The sequence below is a fragment of the Desulfitobacterium elongatum genome, from assembly GCF_055378975.1.
Window position 1 is genome coordinate 3507907 of sequence record NZ_AP038772.1, and the last position, 17862, is coordinate 3525768.

Genomic DNA, 17862 nt, shown 5'->3' on the forward strand with positions numbered 1-17862 from the left:
GGTTATTTACCTCACAGCCACAACGACCTGCCTTTGTATGTACGATTATCTCCTCTAAGGCAGTAGTTCTGCCCGTTTCCTCAAATTCTTGTATCACTCTTTTCTTAGTCCATCCGAAACAGTAACAAACTGGGCAGTCTTCGTCATCACTTTTTGTGTATACTTCAACTTTCATGTCTTTCGTTTCAAATACATCCTGTTTTTCGCTGAAAATAAACAACGGAACATGCTCTGTTGGTACACATTTTGTAAGAAACTGAAGGTTCTAGTTGGCTAATGCATTTGGCACTAACAGGCTTTTTAAAGTAATTATCTTCATCGGTCTGCCCTTATCGCCGCACTCCGGGCAACTATACCCAAAGTCAAATTTTATTGGTTCAATTTGAATAGCACAACAGTCCTCCATTTTTTCTCACCATCTTCCCAAATAATTGTATTTATTATATCACATCTCCTTTTTGTTCTCACTTATGAAAAACCATGAAGGGAATAATCTTGACATGCTGTAAAGCCTGTATAGAAAGCGGTTATAATGACATGCCTCTGGAAAGCCGTATTTATACATCAAATCATCTCGTGCCTCGCAAAATCCTGCGTGGTCATAACATACTCCTGTTTTACATATATAAAATTCACTGGTGTGTATATGATATTGTTCATGTTCTTTTTCTGGCGTTATATATTCTTAGAGTGATAGGTTCGCCTTCTCAGTTCATCATGGACCCTTCCATAGTCCATTGATAGGGCTGACCTTCCCCTTGGCGGGGAAGGTCATTTTTTAACCAATTAGCTGGAATTAGGTTGCGCTAAATAGGGGTTGCTGAACAACCTCATAAATTTTAATTCATCACAGGTATAGACAGTTTAAGTAAATCCTGCATCCTTCTTAAAAAGAAAACGTAAAAAGGGTAAAAAAGAACTCTGAGCCGATGCTCCAAGTTCATGACAATGAATTGCAGCATAATCACACTCTCAACCGTCTCTTTCAAACGTGCCATAATTCGGCCTAGACCGTATCTTCGCTTACCTACTCCAAATCCACCTTCGACAGCGTTGCGTTCACTCATGTCTTGGATTTCAAGTCGTTCTGTTTTCTTTGTTTCATCGACTTTTCGCCGTCCCAAAGCTGGACCACTCAGGCGAATGCCCTTCTTCTTGCAGAATGCTCGGTTGTCGCGATTCCGGTAGATTTGATCCGCTAAAATGGCTTCTGGATAATAGCCAAAGCGTTTCTTGTAATCTTCAACCGCTTGCTCCAAGTTAACACTTTCATTGAAGGGGTCCCAACTGAGTTCATCCACATACATATAGCCGTCAACCATACTGATTGCTACTTTGGCACCAAATTCCGTAGATGCCTTGGCTTTACCCCTTACGATCGGACGAATATGGGATTGGCTGATGCTCACGATCCGATCATCTATTTGATGACTCTTCAAGGTGTACATGGTGCGCTGTTGTTGGTAAAGGGTGCGAATTGTTTCTAGGTTTTTGCATTGACGTCGACTTAAGTGACCATGCCCTTCTAGGCTGAGTAGAGAGTCAATCGTTTTCAGGTTTCTTCCCACATATCCGAGCTGTTTGCCGATGGCCTTGCGAATGGTCTTCGTTTGAGGTTTACGCTGTTTTGCAACCGTGAGGTATTGTTTACGAGCCTTTTTACGGTAAGTGCGTGGTTTTTTCTTGAGTCCTAGATTTACATGGTGCAGAGCATCGATGATCGCTTCCGTCTTTTCTCTAGCTTCATTTAACAAAGAGAGATCCGTTGGATAACGAACATCGGCCGGAGCGCACGTCGCATCCAGAAGCAGTTTTCCTTTACGTGTTGGCTGGGTGGTTTGAGTCATGTCTTCTGGAGTGCCACCTGAAACAGGGGGTTCTCCAGGATCTTGAGGTTCTTTGGACTTCTTGTTTTCTTTTTCTACTTCAGCTTCAAACGGCTGTTTCTCCTGCTGGCAGATCATCTCATTAATTTCCATCATGGTCTCTTTGTCTAATCGTTTGCGAAAATGAACCATCAGCGATGGGTCAAAGGGAGCTTTATCATCCTGATAACGTTCTAAGCCAATGAAGAACTGCAAATAAGGGTTTTCCATGATTTGCTCAACCGTTTCTCGATCAGAATACCCACATTTTTCTTTGATGAGAAGAGCGCCCAACGCCATCCGAAGGGGTTTGGCTTCGGTCCCTGTGCTAGATGGGAAAAGCTCAGCATAGTCCTTTTCGATTTCCTCCCAAGGAATAAGCTTGGATAACTTAACCCACCGATTTTCGGGATTAAGCTTTCCTTCAAATGGCAAAACAAAGTCTTCTATTTTTAATTGATTACTCGGTTGGCGGTACATGGTCATCCCCCTAAGTGCAAGGTTTTTAATCTGTTTTTCAATATTTCCTTGCATAAGGATTCGACATAAAGACCCTGAAACCCTTGTTATTTCGTGATTTTTGGCCTATTCAGCAAGCCCTAAATAATACAGATTGCTGCTCTTGCCGCCGTTCTCGCGCCACCTTTGCTCCTTACGCAGACGGCCACTTTTTTCAAGGTCAGCTATGGCGCGTTTCACGGTGCTTCGGGACAGCTTCAGTTCCTTGGCGATGGTACCAATCGCCGGGTAGCATTTGCCTTCCTTATCTGCGCGGTCATGCAAGTACATAAATACAGCCCTCGCGCGATGCGGAAGCTCCGAGGAATAAAGAGAAGAAAAGTAACCCACAGCTTCACCTCCTATTCAATCCGAACAGGTGCTTTTGTCCTGGTCGGCGCTTCCGGCTCCTGATTCGGCGTATGGAGTAATCCTCTTGATGCGGAAGCTTCAGCTTCCTCCGGCACATCCACACAGGCAGAGTGACGGCGGATGATTTCTTCCTCCACTCTGCGCCTGTCGGCATACTCCACTTCTCTGGCTGATTGTTCGGCAATCTCATAAGGCTTCCCGAAGGTAATGCCCCATTCCGTGAATAGCTTCAGCCGGGTGCGCATCGGGTATTCTCCGGTCTTGGTAACGATAAAATGGCCCTTTGGCATGGACTTTAACTCGTCGGGAGTCATCAATGGCCGCTCGATCATCTGCAGACTCTGCGACGGGTCGTTTTTACCCCGGCTGATCGAACCGCTCATGACGGTCTTGCTGCCCATGGCTTTTGACAAAATCTGTGCCGATTCACTGTTGGGAGCAAAACCGCCGAACACAGTATCCTGACAGTTGTCTATAATGATGGCCGAACCCTCTCGGCCATAGTTTTTCTCCAGCTGTGCAAAGCTCTGTATGATGGCAACGATAGACACGCGTCGGGAGCGGGAAGCGGAAAACATCATCTCTGCCGACTCAATTTTAGGGATGGTACCGATCTCGTCGAGGAACATCATTACACGATTGGGGAGCTTGCCGCCATGCTCGTCGGCCACCGACAGGATCTCGCGATAGAGCTGCTGTACGATCAGGCTGATGATGAAATACTTTGTGTTATCTTCTTCCGGCATCACCAGGAAGATTGCGCTTTTTTGGGTGCAGAACCTTTCCGCATCGATTGCCGTGTCAAAGCATAGAATTTGCTCCAGCTCGGAATCCAGAAAAGCGTTCAATCTGGATAGGGCAGTTGAGAGGACACTCTGCATGGCCTGCTCCGCCGAATTGAGTGCCGCCCCGGCGAACCACTTGGTCTTGTGCTCATCCGGCAGATGAGCAAGAAGCAGCTGAAACAAAGTCCTACCCTTGACGCCGCTGGGCGCCAGCAGATCCTGTATGAGCTTGAATACCGACACGATGTGCCTCTGCCTCGGCTCACAGTATTCCGCAATAAGCAGAATCACGGAAGTCAGCAGCCCTTCCGCCGCGTCATAGAAGAAGGCGTTTTGTCCAGCCATCGCTGTATCGAAGCCACCGGAGGAGATGATGGTCTTGGCGGTGATCTTGGCATATTTCTCCGCTCTGGCTTTAAACGCAAGGTTCTGAGGATTATTAAGATATGCGTCCATATACCGGTTGACCAGATGGAGCAGATTGTTTCCGTCCGAGCGGGTGGGGTTTCTCAGGTCAATGACAGCAACATCGTATCCATATTTTTCTTTTGCAATCCCGGCATAATTGCGGTAGAGATCGCCCTTGGTGTCGGTGGTCACAAAACTCATTCCGCAAGCGCAGGCATATTCCAGATTAGGATAAAGAAAGTTAGCGGTCTTGCCGACGCCTGCCGCGCCGATCATCAGACAATGGATATCGTCATCGTCTACCATCGCATATCCGTGCTGAGCGGTATCGTCAAACAGCGACGCTTTCCTCCAGCCGACTATCAGTCCCTGCGCTTTCGGAAGGCTTTCGCCCTTTCGCCACTTCTCCGGCTCGTAGGGAACCTCGGTATATGTCTTTTTTATCTCCCGTTTTGTTGCCCAGCGAGCTGTACCGTGCTGACCGTCGCCGACTGTTTTGGACTTGATGCCGTTTAAAGTGTAGTAATGCGCTATGAGAGATAACAAACCGATAACGCCAAACATGGTCAGGCCGGCAGCAGTTAAGATTATGATTTGGGATGTCTTCAATTCGATCCCTCCTTTACATGGTCATAGAAAAATTTACTGCTTGCTCCTGCACCGGAAGCATCGACGGCAGCTCCTGCTCAACAAACATCATGATTTTGACGCAGTCCAGCGCAAGGCGTTGATAGGAGGTCAGGAGCTTATTCATATCCTCCAGTGTGCGGATACCCGATGCCTGAAGCTGACGGCTGATATCCGAAACATCCTGGCGCAGCTGTTCAGCTTTGGTACGCAGCCAGCCCCTATCCTCATGGGGACGGTAGCTGTCCTGCAGCTTTTGAATAAGCTGCTCTATTGTCACAGGCTGTTCTATCTGGCGGAGCTGCCTTTGCATGGCAGCAAGCGAGCCAGCCGCCATGCACTGCAGGCATTCACGAACAGCTTCCGTATTCAGTGCTGCTGTTTTGCCGGAGGCAAGAAGCGGCTCTACCACCTCGGCGCACTCCACGAGGAAGGCGTCAATATCTTTATGTGTTGCAAGGGCTTTGCACAAATCGTGCAGCTCACCAACAACCTTCGGCAGAAGCTCCAGCTTCGGATGTTCCCGCGCCGGGATGGGACTGACGCCGTTTCTGGCTTTAAGATCCTCATTCCAGTCCTTGTACTGCGGCTGCATTACGGAAAAATCCGCATAGCACTTTCCCGACAGGATATCCTTCAGGCGACCGACAGCTTCAATGCCTGCCTCGTCATGATCCAAGCACAGCACGATGCTTTTCAGATGAGGATTCAGCTCCAGCTGACGAAGCAAGGCGTGTTCCGATACTCCGTCCAATGTGACATAGCTGTGCCGTTTCCATCCATCCTGATGCAGTGTGGTGAAGGACAGCATATCCACCGGCGCCTCGAACACATAAAGAGTGTCGCTCTCTCCAATCCAGTGAAAGCTGTATTTCGGATCGCTGCCCTCCGCGTTTCCTTTGTAGGGTTCGCCCTGGGTGTATGTTCCGCGCTTATGAGCATGGCGGGGGACACCTTTTTCATCCAGCCCAACAAATACCGCATTGTGATATTCCTTGTCTTCGTATATCAGCTTTTCATGAGCGAAGTGAGACAGCACCTCACGGTCTATGAACCTTTGCTTTATCAGATATGCGAATACCCGGCGCATGTCAGGATTAGCCTCCGGAAGAGCGAACTCCTTGCGTGGAGCAGGGGCACTCTTGACCGTCTGATTCCACTCCACGCCGGAGTCCTCTCCGAGCAGATAGCTCACAGCTTCAGGAAAGCTCATGTCATAAAACTGCTGAACAAAATCAATAGCGTGACCGCCTTCCTTCCGGCTGTGGCGAAACCACTGATTGCCGCGCACAGTAACGCTGTCATGACGCTTCCAGCGCCACTCTCGGCCTGAGCGCACAAGCTGCTCTCCTTGACGATGAAGGAAATCAACCAGGTCGACAGAGTTTGCCTGCCGCTTTTGCTCGTCTGTAAAATGAATATATGCCATACCATAGAACCTCCTTAGTCAGTGTTTACGCTTACCGCACCGGCGAAAAAAAGCCACCCGCCGATGAGCGGATGGTTTGAGAGACGCCGTATTGAGTTTGCTGGGAAGCGGTTCTTTTTTCTGTTGATATTTTGGTTGAGGCTTTTGCATGGAAACCCTCCCTTTGCATTAATAGGTTGTATGCCTGAGCTCATGATCGTCCGGAGCATGACCTTGGGCAATTTTCTTTTCGCGTATCTTACGTCGGAGCTTGCTGTCTGTCTGCATGCCTGGAGCGCCGGAAAGCCTTTTCTGCTCGTCCCGAAAAATCCGGCTCAATTGGTGCAGGAGCCTTGTAACTGCAAGAGTCAGAAAGGGTTTGCTTAAAAAGTTCATATGGTCGAGGAAATACCGCGCATAGACATTACCCTGTTCAGCAGACAAGGTGAACCAGCGCACTGCGGCTTCCCGGTCACGGGGGACTTCTTCTCCAATAAGAAACAGCTTGCCGAGAGCATATTGCGCATATTGATTGCCTTGCTCAGCAGATGCAGTCAGCCATTCGACAGCTGTTTTCACATCCTTTTGAATACCCTCTCCTATCAGATAGAGCTTACCGAGCTGATACTGAGCGAATGAATTGTTCTGCTCTGCTGCTTTCGTGAACAGCTCTACCGCTTTCACCGAATCCTTCTCCACATGACTTCCGTCACGGTAGAGCTTGCCCAAGGTATACTGTGCCATGCTGTTACCGCTATCCGAAGCCTTAGTCAGCCACAGGACAGCCTCCTCCGAATTTTTGTGACCACTGTCCGAATCGAGGTAAATCTTACCCAGCATGTACTGTGCATGGACGTTACCGAGCCGGGCAGCCTTTTCAAAATATCCGATGGCCGCTTCCACATCCTTTTCTGTTCCGGTTCCGGTGTAGATCATCTGCCCGAGGCGGTATTGGAGCTTATCGTCATGGCTTTTTTCTTCCAGTCGCTTAAAGCCGTAAAAGGCTTCTTCAAAATTCAGCTCCGCTTCTTCGGCACCCTTCTCCGTACCGATACCGTCCCGATACATCTTCGCCAGCTCGTAACAGGCATACGGAACACGCTTTGCTGCAGATTTACTGTAGAGCCGGAATGCCATTTCGTAGTCCTGCTCTACGCCCTGCCCCCGGTAGTACAAACCGGCAAGAGAATATTGGGCATACTTGTAATTTCGTGAAGCCGCCATTTCAAACCATCCGGCCGCTTCCTCATAGACCTGATCTGTGCCAAGCCCCGCCGCATGCATTTTACCGATGCGGTATTCCACATACTGGCTTTTCTTGTTTGCCTCAATGTCCATGAATGCGGTGAAGGCTTTATCGTACCAAGTAAATGCGATATCTGCGTCCATACTGACGCCAAGCCCGTCAGCGTACATCCTGCCGAGGTCATGCATGGCGAGAGCGTTGCCGCATTCGGCTTCCTCCAAAAACAAACGGAGGGCCTGCTCAAAGTCAGGCTCCATTTCATCGCTGCCGTAAAGGAAGGCACGAGCCCTCCAGTAGCGATCACTCCATTCGATATGCGGATTGATGTTATCAGCCTCATCGTTATCCGGCGCTTCATCCATGACCGGCAGATATTCATCCTCCAACAACAGGGGTTCGTATTCTACTACTTCTTGTAAATCCTCTGCTAACTCATCGCCCTCGAAGGTGAAATGATGACCGCCGATATTCACGGTTTCCGCGATCACCATATTTCTAATGTGCTTAAACTCTTTTTGCTGAGAGAGAGGAAGGGGATCAGGGAGCTTATCCTTATATGTGCGCAGCACTTCGTTGCGAAGCTCCTGCCATTTTGCATAGGCTTCCGCTACCCGCACATCCTTCGCCAGTTCATCCACAATCTGATCCACGACTGCTTTCAAGGGCGACTTGAGATAGCCGTATTGCTTTTTCCCGGATGTGTGCCTAAGACGCTCTGCCAGATGCGAGAGCAAAGACTCAATGGTTTCGTTATCACACATGCCGCCGCTCATTCTGCCAATGATTTCTTTCAGGGCTTCACGGCTCTGTTCGGCAAGCGTATTTCTCTGTGCGGTCTGCTCGGAATATATCTGAATGAGATCCTGCTGAAAGATTTCCTTTGCCAGACTACTCCGCATCTTTTCTAAGGCTGGCTTGGTGACATACCCCTCACGTGGATTCACCGAGTAAACCAGCATATGATAAGGTAGGCATAACCGCGCCATACTGGATTTCACCAGCGGTTTCGGTCATGCCCCCTCCCGAACCGGACGGACACTTTTCAGCGTATCCGGCTCTCCGTTCAACTATAGCATTAGAGTATTCTGGCCTGTACCTTTTTGAAGCAGTCCGCGCAGAGCGCCAGTGATTTTCTGCTTTTTTCCATCATCAGTTTTTCAGAGGGTATAGATTCGGATAAATCTTTCAGCCGCTTTACATGGTGCATTATCAGATGTTCTGACTTTTCACCACACAACTCGCAGGTTTTGCTTTTAAGCCGCCCCGCGAGGCTATTCGGCTTATCGTACTTTTTGTACTGCGGCAGAATATCCACATAGGCAAGCATATCGTCCTTTTTCCTTGCAAAACCATCATGATACAGTTCGCACCGTTTTTCCCCGTCTTTGGATTGGTAGTCAACACAGAAGGTACCATCTTTGATGTAAGCTTTTTTGATTTTATTGACGGTGGTACGATACTTATTGGCAAAGGTCTTGAACATACTGCTTTTCATAATGTTGTAGAATTTGTCCAATGTGCTCACGTTCTGCGCCATTCTGTAAAAGTTGTAAATCCCTCTGATTTCTGAATTGAATTTGCTGATGATTTCAATGTCTGGTCTGCTTGTCAGGTTCCCTCGATGTAACGTCCTCCACCGTTCCTTACCGTTTTCATCCTTTAGAATTCTGAACGCTCTGTACTCCAACAGCTTATCGAACCATTTTTCATGGGGCATGCTGAGCTTGACTCTGCCATACCAGAGCCGTTGGAGCTGTCCGTTTGCCGTCCGGGTGAAGCTCATATCCCTGAGTACGGAAATATCGTACCCTAAGTATCTTATTTCCTCGGCGGAATGTGTAATCTTGGTCTTTTCCTCCGATAGGGTTAGCTTCAGGCTGTCCTGTAAGAACAGTTTAATATCTGCCCTTACCTTTTCCGCGTCCTCCTTTGAACCGATAATGCCGACGACAAAATCATCCGCGTAACGGTTATATTGAAGCCGCTTATAGGCATCGTCTTTCACCGGATACAACGGGGTCTGAAGTTTTTGGAGCTGGACAGAGCGCAGTTGCTTTGCAAGAGCCTTTCGTTCTTCGACTGGGAGCGTGTCTTTCAGGCGGCGGTACTTTTTCCGCAGACGCTCATGTGTTCCATTTATGCGTGAATATTCCTTTGTTTCGCGACGGTCTTTGCCGCCAACGTTAAACTTCACCTTATATTGCTCCATAAAGTTGTCCAATTCTGAAAGGTAGATGTTTGCCAGAATCGGACTCATTCCGGAGCCTTGCGGTGTGCCGGAATAGGTTGTGTGATATACCCATTGCTCCATATATCCGGCTTTGAGGAATTTCCACATCAGGCTGATAAAGTATTCGTCGTGAATACGCCGCCTGAGTAGTTCGATTAACACATGATGGTCGAAGCAGTCAAAGCACGCCTTGATGTCGCCCTCAATCATCCATTTTACCCCTGTAAAGGTGTTCTGGATTTCCGATAGCGCTGTGTGGCAACTGCGTTTTGGCCTGAATCCATGAGAGTGCTTGGAGAATCCCGGCTCATAGATTGCTTCCAGAATCATTCGGATGATTTCCTGCACCAGCTTGTCGTCCGTTGACGGAATTCCAAGGGGACGCTTCTTTGTGCTGTTTTTCTTTGCGATATACTCACGCCGGGCAGGATTCGGTTTGTAGCTGTGGTCTTTGAGCGAAGCGATGATTCGGTTTATGCGCGCTTCGTCCATTCCATCAAGAGTCATTCCATCTGCTCCGGGCGTCATACTTCCCTGTGATTTTGCGATGTTTTGGTAGGCAAGCAGATAGAAGTCGGGATTATACAGGTTTCGGTATAACCTTTTGTACCTGTAATCCCTGTCACAGGCTTTTTCTTCTAAGCTTTTCAATATCCATACGGGATTTCTCATAGTGCCTCACGCACCTTTCCTATAGAAATATTGAAGTTGAACTGTCCCCCTTCGCCATGTGAACGGCGCTACCGTCGCAGACTACTATGGGGACTGTGTTACCATAGCGAATATTCAGAACCGCTTTTCTCATAGCATTCATAGCCGCTTGCACGGCGTTTCGCCTTAGGCAATCTCCGGTTAGAACTGTTAAAACATAAGCGTATTGAGTTGTCGGATGCGACTTTCGTCATTTTCCGCTTTCCTGCGGCTGGTCTGCCATAAATATCCCGCAGATATACCACATGCCACGCATACCTGCTATGGTACCGACGAGTTTAGCTTCCATACGTCGGGGGTCACCCTGTGCCCAACCTCTGACTATCGTTCAGGCAATTCAGCTTTCATCCTTGTACTCAATTTTTCATCCCTTTGCGCCAGCATCCGTGAAGCTCGAATGCCCCGCATACTCCAACATGCTACACTCCCCATCCGGTTTCCCTTTTGGATAAGTCGGGGGATGACAGGTTGCGGATTGAACCGCTTGATATTTTTCCTGCTGCTTGCTCAAGGCAGATTTCTAACAGTCCCGCGTAACGCAACTGACCTACGTTACTTCCGGACGCACACAGTGAGGATGATGCCCTTCGTTATGAAATGCTGCATACCAGCGCAGGTTTTCCGGAGCGATCTTCATCTGCTCGGCAAAGATATTCCGCTGTTTGCGGATGAGTGCCATCCACGCAGCAGCATTGTCATATCCCAATCGGGCGGCGTCCTCCCGCCGCAGAGAAATGATGGGCGTCCACACATTACCTGTGTGTTCCCCGACTTCCTCCATCACCTTTGACAACATCAACGGCGTTTCCTCATCAGAGAACAGCCCGTGGGTTCCCAGCTTTTCAGCGCGTGGACGGGTAGCGATGTAATTGGCATAGACTTGGCTGTATGACAGCTGATCCATGTTCTGATCCAGCGCGGCACTGATGAATTCCGAAGCGTTTTTGACGGTGGACTGTTTGATATAGTCCTCGTACTCAAACAGATCCGCCGCATCCGGAAACTGAGCGAGGATGTCTGAGATGAGCATCTCCTGTTTCTGCGTGGCGGGATTGTCACGGGAGGCGGGAGAGATTTTCTCCACGCCATCCCGCGTCGCCACATACTCCACGAGATTCTCCAGATGCACCGCTGAGTTTTTTAAATACCGACATTTGAAAACAATCCTCGGCATGACTATTCACCCTTTTGGAATTTAGTTACATCCTCGAAGGTCACAGAGCCGATGGATTTCTTAACATCGGCAACGCACTTTCCGCGCAATCGGTGCAGTGTGTTTTCATCCACCTCCGCAGTGGACGCCAGGATGTTCATCATCATGGACATCTCCACAGCCAGCTTGAAGATAAGACGCGCCATGCGGTTTTCCAAGGTGTTGACAATACCGGACATTGCCGATGTGATAGCAGTCGGTAAAAACATTACGCCCTTCTCAGCTGCAATGTACCCGCTATAAAACCGGACAGCCTTTTCAATGAATTCGCTCCTGCTTTTGCAGTTATCCATTTCTAAGAGTGCATCCATACATTCAATCGTGCTGGGGTAAAGCCAGAGCGGGATGCGGTCTTTGGTTTCTTCAGTCATAGTGAGTCCTCCTTGTCTGAAATTCTCCGGAACCACCTGTCGGGTGTACCCCGGAAAAGCCTTTATTTACTTTGCTTACATCAATTTTTAAGAAGATTCCGACCACCTGAAAGGTGACCAAACCTCTTTTCAGGTGTACCTACCCGAACCTCTCCGACCCGCGTTGCGGGGCGGTGTCAGGTGGCAGGAGGTCGCAAAGCGACCACCTGCCTTTAACCTGCATGGTTTTCGACCCCATGGTTCACCCCTCAAATTGGTGGTTATTAGGCATACTACCGAGATTGTTTCCGTCTTTCCTCGAATTCATTTACATAGCCTCAACATGGGGTATTATCCTGCACACAGGTGTTACGATGCCACCCCTGCCGTCAAAACGCGACACAGGGGCACACAGGCGGTAACATCCCGTTTGCAGGTTGTTATTCATCGCTGTCTGCAACTGTACTACTATGTCCTGCAGGAGCTGCCGGGCGTGTGCTGCGTTTAGGGGCGTCCATCACGCTATTATCCCGACCTTCGATGTACTCCCGGACAGGAGCGGGAACGTGCTTCTCATACAGTGTTTGCAGCAATGTATCCAGTTCAGCCTGCAGTTCTGTTTCGTCCTTCATGTACTGGTGTATGGCACGAAGCTTTTCAGCTTCAAAGCTGATCTGTACAGTAGCTTCTTTCATGCAGCTTTACTCCTTTCATTTGCTAAAATCTAATGAAAATATAACGGAAGCATCCTCCACCTGTTCCTGGGTAAAGGTTTCCGTCTTTTGAAATCGATCACTGTACTGCCGGATTTTATCCTCAGTCAGCGACACAAAATCCCCATCATCATTGCTGCCAACCACAAAAAATGTACCGGCAATGATGTCGTTTCCAAGAGAACGGTTGCCAGGAAGCCCGATCAGCTTTCCCTCTTCATTGCAAACCAGAACAACATAATCATCCAGATATACCGTTTCAATATATCCTCCAACCGCCTTCTGCAATCCTTCCAAAGTGTTTTCAACTTCAGCAGGATAGGGTTCCTTCATCGGTTCCACCATTATCACTTTGATCGTTTTCTCCATGTTCGCCTCCTACATACTCTTGTCATATCTTGGGTTTCCTCCGGCTCTTCTGGCTGCTCCTGCTGCACAGGCTGTTGTTTGTGGAAAAGTGAGCCATGTTGGTGTATTTTCCACTCCTCCGTTAAAGGAAGACAGGAAAGTGAGCCAACATGGTTACAATTCCTCCAACGCATGGATCAGACTGCCGGGCAGATCGGACAGCTGAACATCAGTGTCCGTTTCCCCCGGCAGTCTGAGTTGAAGCTGCGGCGCAGCATTTCTTAGTTCGTCCCTGATTGCTTGCCGTACAATCCGCTCCAGAATTTCCGACTGATGTGCCGTCAGAATGCTGTTGACCACATATTCAGTGCGCTGTCTGCTGGCCTGCCGTGCAAACAGTGCCTCTGCCTCCCGGTGCCTTGGGTTGTCCATATCGAAGGATAAATAATATCTTTTTCGCTCGGACATAGGCTCACCCCATCAGGAGCTTGTAGCCGTCCGCGTTGGCGAACCGGTTCAGCACCGCCACCGTATTCAGGCTGTTTTCATGCAGCCTGGGTTCCAGCAGCTCAGCGCCGCCGCCCGCAAACACTGTGGGGAGCCGCATATCCAATCCGCGTTCACGGAGCGCATTGAACAGCTCCTTGCAATAGGCGGTCACGGTCTGCTCTACAACAGCCCCAATTAACTTGCTGTCGGTATGCTGGATCTCCCCGCGTATAGCATCCGTGATGAGCCCATCTGACAGGAGAATGTCACTGCGCTGGAGCGTATCCTGAATCCGGCTGTATAGGGTAATGGTACCCATGCGGAGACTGGCACAACTTGATCTGTCAAGCCGGAAATCATGAAGCGTAAGAATATCCACCGTATAACCGCCGATGTCCACCAGCGTTATGCTTCGGTAATCCTTAAGCTGCGGATAATACCTGCACAGCGCCGCATGTCCCTGTGCGAACACCTTGCATTCCGCAATTCGGCAGCGGTAGAATGTCCCATCGAACCGGAATGATATGTTGTCACGCAGAAAATATCGCCTGAAGGCTTCCTTCTGTGTGCCGTAGCTGTCGATGGGCAGCCCTACGCCAAGGGCGATTTCAGCATTGGTTGTCCCTGCCTTTTTCATAGCGTCCGCAATTGCCGGGAGTGTCAAAATAAATGTATCCGGCTCCCTGGTCTTGTCCTGCTGAAAACGCAGACGACGCTCACCGACGGCGTAATACTTGCCCTCGAAAAAGAGCTGCATCTCCGGCACAATAAATTCTTTGTCACTTGCGGCATACCCGGAGGCATAAAGCATTCCATCCGAGGATTTGGTGTTGTAGTTTCCGTTGTCCACACCAAGCTTTATCATAATCAGCACCTCTTCTTTCTGCGGTTTACATGCTCATGGTCATGCCCTGGGCTTCTTCCTCGACAGGGGCTTCAGCTTCTGACTGAGCCTCCGGAGAGGGAAGTACTTCTGCCGCAGCCTGTTCCCGCTGTCGGCGGGAGGTACGTGGCTGGCGCTCTCTCGGAGAAGGATTCGATTGGGTTTCCGCTGTCTGTTCCTGAGTCGTTTCCGGCTCCAAACGACTTTCCACATACTCGCGGACATTGGCAGGAACCAGACGCTCATAGGTCTTGTTGAGGTAATCCTTCAGTTCCTGCTCTACGGTCTGATCCTTTTTCTCCATGAAAAAACGGAGGGCGTCCAGCCTCTCCGAAGGGAAGAGGATCTTTAATTCGGTTGTTCTCATAGTATGATTTCCTCCTTTATAAATTCATCTGCATTGCAGGCGGTTCGGGTTCCGGTATCTCGTTTTTGTCGAGATTCGGACAATAATCCAGATAGAAAACCATGTCGAAGCCGTCCTCCATCGGCTCAAGCTCCGCCAGCTCCGGCCTTGCTTCAAGAATTTCTTCGAGCACGGAGCCGACGCCGTTATTTTGCGAAACGGGAACATGATATCGCTCCAATATCTCGTCAAAGTAAATTGACCATGTTCCGTTGGAGGTGTTTTGCGTACTCTCACGGATTATTTGGTCAGCCAGTTGGTTCAGTCGCACGTTTACAAATTCACGCGCTCCCGGCATAAAGCTGGAGTACCGGGCGTAATTGTATCCCTCCGATTCGATCAGGATGCCGTCAGATGATTCCTCACCCAGCACTAGCAGACAGTGGAATACCCCGTTTTCATCCCGGTGCATGAGATCTGTATTCTCGGCAATAAAGGGCATATCCCGGAGTGGAGCGGATTTGAAATACTTGTATTCGGCTTCCGGAAGCTCGACGATTTTTTCGATTACACAGTCCCATACGGGATAATCGTCAGCCTTCCTTGCAAAGATTGCCTGCAGATTAAGCATGATTTTCACTCTCCTATACTGTAGTTGATGTAAGGAATTTTGAGCCACGCAGACCACGAACGGTCAGCGAGATTTGTTTTGACGACACCATATTTTGTGCCCATGGCTTCGATAACCTTGCCGTTTCCGACATATATTCCGATATGTCCAGACTTCCAAACAGCAAGACCTGGGACGTCAGGCATGGTATCCATGGAGCCTGAAACCGCTGCGCTTTTATACATACTGTCCGCGCTGATATCCGGCATGCCGTTGGTATCGTACTCGATTTCCATGGTGTTTGGATCAAGCCAGCCGTAGCCTTTGATCAGGCCAACGCAGTCCGTCGTCCTGCCTCCGAGCCAGTTGTCGCGGATGAAGCTTTCGTAATTACCCACGCCGTCAGGGTACTGCCCCAGCTTGGAGCTGAACAGAGTTTCTGTGAGGACATCGCCGTATGTACCCCACACATAGCCCCATCCAGAGTTAAAGGCTTGCTCGGCATAGGTGACCAAATCCAGATTGTTCTTCGTCGCCGGAACTGTGAACGAGGAGATATCCAGTAGGGCACTTCCTGTACCGCCGCGTTCAATCTCTCCGGTGAACGTGCCCGCGCCGCCGAACGCCATTCGCTCATAGATTTTCTGAGCGTTGGTTTTGACCTCGCTGTTAACCGTTTCACCTGACAGGGACAGCTTTTCATATGCGGCGTTCAGGCCGACCGGCACTGCAGCGTCGTCCTCATAGGCTACGAAGCAATCGACAAAGGCGCGGGCTTCAGATGCGGACAAAGACAGATTTTCAGTACCGAAATACAGAGAATAAAAAATGGATTTGATACGGATGTTGTCCAAGGCGCCATCTTCCATCTGGGCTTCAGCCTCGGATATTGCTTCATCCAGAACACCTAAACATTCGCTCATATTGCTGATGTGCGACGCATATTCGGCGGGCATGGCAGCAGGGATTCTGCCTCCGTTGAAGGACAGATCTATGGCGGCTTTGTTGTGGTCAGAGCCTGCCAAGAGGATGCTGGAGATCATCACAACGATCAGGATGATGGGCGTCAATATAGAGGCGACCACCACTCCTACCGCTTTCCACGTCCGTTTGTCGGTGGCGAGAGCGACGGCGGCCTTGACCGCAAGAGTAATTGCTGCGGGAGCTGCCAAGGTACATCACCACCATTTCAGGTCGAACAGCGTGCCCTGATCCGGTTCCCGTTCCTGCTGCTCTCTCGCCAGACGGATGGATTTCTCCACGGCCTGCTCCAAAAATTCGGTGTCAAAGCCTGCCGATTGGTAGCCCTCTAGTATGGTGTTTAGGTAATAATCTGAGGGCGATCCGAAGGGATGTCCGTCATTCATGATGTAGACCATGGCGGGAACAGTCTTGCCTCTCAGTTCCACTTCAAGAATCTCCTTACGGTAGAAAGACGGAAATCCCTCATAGCGGTCGAGCGACTGCAGGTCACGTTCCTTCAGCTTCCACAGAAGAACAGGAACGCTGGAGCCCTTAAGAGGCTCCACGGTTGCGACGGAGCTTTTCCGTCCGCCCCGGAACAGCAGCTCATAATCCTTGATCTCGCTGGCGCCGACTACCTTTGCGGTCGGGCAGCGTAATGCCATCTGCGGCAGATTGAGGTTGCTGCCGTAGGCGATGTAAAGGGTTTCGGATTTCATTTTTCTTCATTCCTCCTTGCTATATTGACATGGAAAGGCCGGGGCTTTCGTACATCACCCCGGCCTGTTCCTGTTCGTTTTCAGTTGTCTGCTCCTGCGGTAACGCCCTTTCTTGTGCCGCCTCAGCCAGCTCCTTTTCTTTTTTCTGCCTTAACCGTTCCTTTTGCTGAAGGGCCTGCGCCGGGTCCTTCCAGGCAATACAGCCGTCTAGATGCTCCAGCAGATGAAGCCGTGCTGTTTTGAATTCGTCCCCGATAAGCCCCAGCCGCAGAAGCCAAGTTCGGAAAGTATATTTCTCGTTGGTGCTTCGGGTTTTCTGGCGGCTGGCGCACCGCTGGTTGAGAGCCTGCGCGGAGATGGCTAAGCACAACTGGATGTATGCCTTGATCTTGCCTGCGTGAGTGGTGGAATTAAAGAGCCGGAACTCGATAGTACCCTTCTGGAACACACTGTGCAGGTTCAGGCAGTGGTACCGGCTGTTGTGGTAATGCTCGCGGTGACCGTCACCTCCGTTGTACCAGATACGGCTGACCTCGTTCAGGTTTTTCGGCTTTTTACGGTTGATTTCATCAAGAAAGCTCTGCTCCACCTTCTTGCAATATTGCCGCTCCCTTGCCACCTCCACCTGCATGGCCTTGTAGATCAGATCCTCCTTAGAGGCCATGATGTTGGTGATATTTCGCAGGGTGTTGGCGTTGTGCGGCGAGGCATCCAGGTGGATGTGGATGCCACAGGACTTGTTTGCAATCATTCCAGCCTGCCGAAGCTTGCGAACAATCCCCTGTATGGTTTCGATGTCCTCATAGCGGCAGATGGGACTGACCAGCTCCACGCTGTAGGTGTTATCTGCCGATACAATCTGACGTCCTTCTTTCTTTTCTGTTTTTATGCTGCCGTCGCTCATGACCTTCCAACGGCGGCTCTGGCTGTCCAGCACGGAATATTCACCGTAATATCCTCCGTCAAAATTGGCAGGCCGTCCGAAGTATTCCGACAGCACCTGTGCGGCACGCTGACGGGATAGTCCTGTCATTTCAATCTCAATGCCGAAGCGCTGCTCCTTTATGTCCATGTCATA

Annotated in this window: 17 protein-coding genes and 1 pseudogene; all 18 read right to left on the bottom strand. The window is 49.8% G+C overall.

Annotated features, from left to right (window positions below; genetic code table 11):
• Positions 1–265 precede the first annotated feature (265 nt).
• Positions 266–406 carry a hypothetical protein gene (locus ACZ42W_RS16630; RefSeq protein WP_464166386.1) on the bottom strand — a complete coding sequence of 47 codons (141 nt, stop codon included), beginning with the start codon at positions 404–406 and terminating at the stop codon, positions 266–268.
• A 433-nt stretch (positions 407–839) separates the two neighbouring features.
• Positions 840–2345, bottom strand: a complete 1506-nt coding sequence (locus ACZ42W_RS16635) for an IS5 family transposase (RefSeq protein WP_464166387.1) — start codon at positions 2343–2345, stop codon at positions 840–842.
• A 105-nt stretch (positions 2346–2450) separates the two neighbouring features.
• On the bottom strand, positions 2451–2714 hold the full coding sequence (locus ACZ42W_RS16640; protein ID WP_464166388.1) for a helix-turn-helix domain-containing protein: 264 nt from the start codon (positions 2712–2714) through the stop codon (positions 2451–2453).
• Positions 2715–2725: 11 nt separating this feature from the next.
• Positions 2726–4537 (bottom strand): VirD4-like conjugal transfer protein, CD1115 family, encoded by a 1812-nt coding sequence (locus ACZ42W_RS16645; RefSeq protein WP_464166389.1) that lies wholly within the window; start codon positions 4535–4537, stop codon positions 2726–2728.
• A 13-nt stretch (positions 4538–4550) separates the two neighbouring features.
• Positions 4551–5984 (bottom strand): DUF3991 domain-containing protein, encoded by a 1434-nt coding sequence (locus tag ACZ42W_RS16650; RefSeq protein ID WP_464166390.1) that lies wholly within the window; start codon positions 5982–5984, stop codon positions 4551–4553.
• Positions 5985–6152: 168 nt separating this feature from the next.
• On the bottom strand, positions 6153–8153 hold the full coding sequence (gene mobL, locus ACZ42W_RS16655) for a relaxase MobL (protein ID WP_464166391.1): 2001 nt from the start codon (positions 8151–8153) through the stop codon (positions 6153–6155).
• 131 nt (positions 8154–8284) lie between these two features.
• Positions 8285–10111 carry a reverse transcriptase/maturase family protein gene (locus ACZ42W_RS16660; protein WP_464166392.1) on the bottom strand — a complete coding sequence of 609 codons (1827 nt, stop codon included), beginning with the start codon at positions 10109–10111 and terminating at the stop codon, positions 8285–8287.
• A gap of 607 nt (positions 10112–10718) precedes the next feature.
• A pseudogene (gene mobP3 / locus ACZ42W_RS16665) lies at positions 10719–11324 on the bottom strand (MobP3 family relaxase); the annotation flags it as partial.
• Between the two features lie 2 nt (positions 11325–11326).
• Positions 11327–11734, bottom strand: a complete 408-nt coding sequence (locus tag ACZ42W_RS16670) for a hypothetical protein (RefSeq protein WP_075365541.1) — start codon at positions 11732–11734, stop codon at positions 11327–11329.
• 419 nt (positions 11735–12153) lie between these two features.
• Entirely contained in the window at positions 12154–12408 is a 255-nt protein-coding gene (locus tag ACZ42W_RS16675) for a DUF6103 family protein (protein ID WP_464166393.1), read from the bottom strand.
• A 15-nt stretch (positions 12409–12423) separates the two neighbouring features.
• On the bottom strand, positions 12424–12795 hold the full coding sequence (locus tag ACZ42W_RS16680; protein WP_041272736.1) for a DUF3846 domain-containing protein: 372 nt from the start codon (positions 12793–12795) through the stop codon (positions 12424–12426).
• A gap of 153 nt (positions 12796–12948) precedes the next feature.
• Positions 12949–13242 (bottom strand): plasmid segregation centromere-binding protein ParR, encoded by a 294-nt coding sequence (locus ACZ42W_RS16685; protein WP_464166394.1) that lies wholly within the window; start codon positions 13240–13242, stop codon positions 12949–12951.
• A 4-nt stretch (positions 13243–13246) separates the two neighbouring features.
• Positions 13247–14128 carry a ParM/StbA family protein gene (locus tag ACZ42W_RS16690; protein ID WP_464166395.1) on the bottom strand — a complete coding sequence of 294 codons (882 nt, stop codon included), beginning with the start codon at positions 14126–14128 and terminating at the stop codon, positions 13247–13249.
• Positions 14129–14153: 25 nt separating this feature from the next.
• Positions 14154–14513: a DUF6103 family protein gene (locus tag ACZ42W_RS16695; protein ID WP_464166396.1), complete on the bottom strand. Its 360-nt coding sequence runs from the start codon at positions 14511–14513 to the stop codon at positions 14154–14156.
• 16 nt (positions 14514–14529) lie between these two features.
• On the bottom strand, positions 14530–15123 hold the full coding sequence (locus ACZ42W_RS16700; RefSeq protein ID WP_464166397.1) for a DUF6329 domain-containing protein: 594 nt from the start codon (positions 15121–15123) through the stop codon (positions 14530–14532).
• Between the two features lie 5 nt (positions 15124–15128).
• Positions 15129–16274 carry a hypothetical protein gene (locus ACZ42W_RS16705; RefSeq protein WP_464166398.1) on the bottom strand — a complete coding sequence of 382 codons (1146 nt, stop codon included), beginning with the start codon at positions 16272–16274 and terminating at the stop codon, positions 15129–15131.
• 6 nt (positions 16275–16280) lie between these two features.
• Positions 16281–16784 (bottom strand): gamma-glutamylcyclotransferase family protein, encoded by a 504-nt coding sequence (locus ACZ42W_RS16710; RefSeq protein WP_464166399.1) that lies wholly within the window; start codon positions 16782–16784, stop codon positions 16281–16283.
• A gap of 19 nt (positions 16785–16803) precedes the next feature.
• On the bottom strand, positions 16804–17856 hold the full coding sequence (locus tag ACZ42W_RS16715; protein ID WP_464166400.1) for an amidoligase family protein: 1053 nt from the start codon (positions 17854–17856) through the stop codon (positions 16804–16806).
• Positions 17857–17862 lie beyond the last annotated feature (6 nt).

Coding starts and splice junctions, on each gene's coding strand:
- ACZ42W_RS16630 (WP_464166386.1), bottom strand. CDS start 406: ATGGAGGACTGTTGTGCTATTCAAATTGAACCAATAAAATTTGACTTT.
- ACZ42W_RS16635 (WP_464166387.1), bottom strand. CDS start 2,345: ATGTACCGCCAACCGAGTAATCAATTAAAAATAGAAGACTTTGTTTTG.
- ACZ42W_RS16650 (WP_464166390.1), bottom strand. CDS start 5,984: ATGGCATATATTCATTTTACAGACGAGCAAAAGCGGCAGGCAAACTCT.
- ACZ42W_RS16660 (WP_464166392.1), bottom strand. CDS start 10,111: ATGAGAAATCCCGTATGGATATTGAAAAGCTTAGAAGAAAAAGCCTGT.
- ACZ42W_RS16670 (WP_075365541.1), bottom strand. CDS start 11,734: ATGACTGAAGAAACCAAAGACCGCATCCCGCTCTGGCTTTACCCCAGC.
- ACZ42W_RS16675 (WP_464166393.1), bottom strand. CDS start 12,408: ATGAAAGAAGCTACTGTACAGATCAGCTTTGAAGCTGAAAAGCTTCGT.
- ACZ42W_RS16680 (WP_041272736.1), bottom strand. CDS start 12,795: ATGGAGAAAACGATCAAAGTGATAATGGTGGAACCGATGAAGGAACCC.
- ACZ42W_RS16685 (WP_464166394.1), bottom strand. CDS start 13,242: ATGTCCGAGCGAAAAAGATATTATTTATCCTTCGATATGGACAACCCA.
- ACZ42W_RS16690 (WP_464166395.1), bottom strand. CDS start 14,128: ATGATAAAGCTTGGTGTGGACAACGGAAACTACAACACCAAATCCTCG.
- ACZ42W_RS16695 (WP_464166396.1), bottom strand. CDS start 14,513: ATGAGAACAACCGAATTAAAGATCCTCTTCCCTTCGGAGAGGCTGGAC.
- ACZ42W_RS16700 (WP_464166397.1), bottom strand. CDS start 15,123: ATGCTTAATCTGCAGGCAATCTTTGCAAGGAAGGCTGACGATTATCCC.
- ACZ42W_RS16710 (WP_464166399.1), bottom strand. CDS start 16,784: ATGAAATCCGAAACCCTTTACATCGCCTACGGCAGCAACCTCAATCTG.
- ACZ42W_RS16715 (WP_464166400.1), bottom strand. CDS start 17,856: ATGGACATAAAGGAGCAGCGCTTCGGCATTGAGATTGAAATGACAGGA.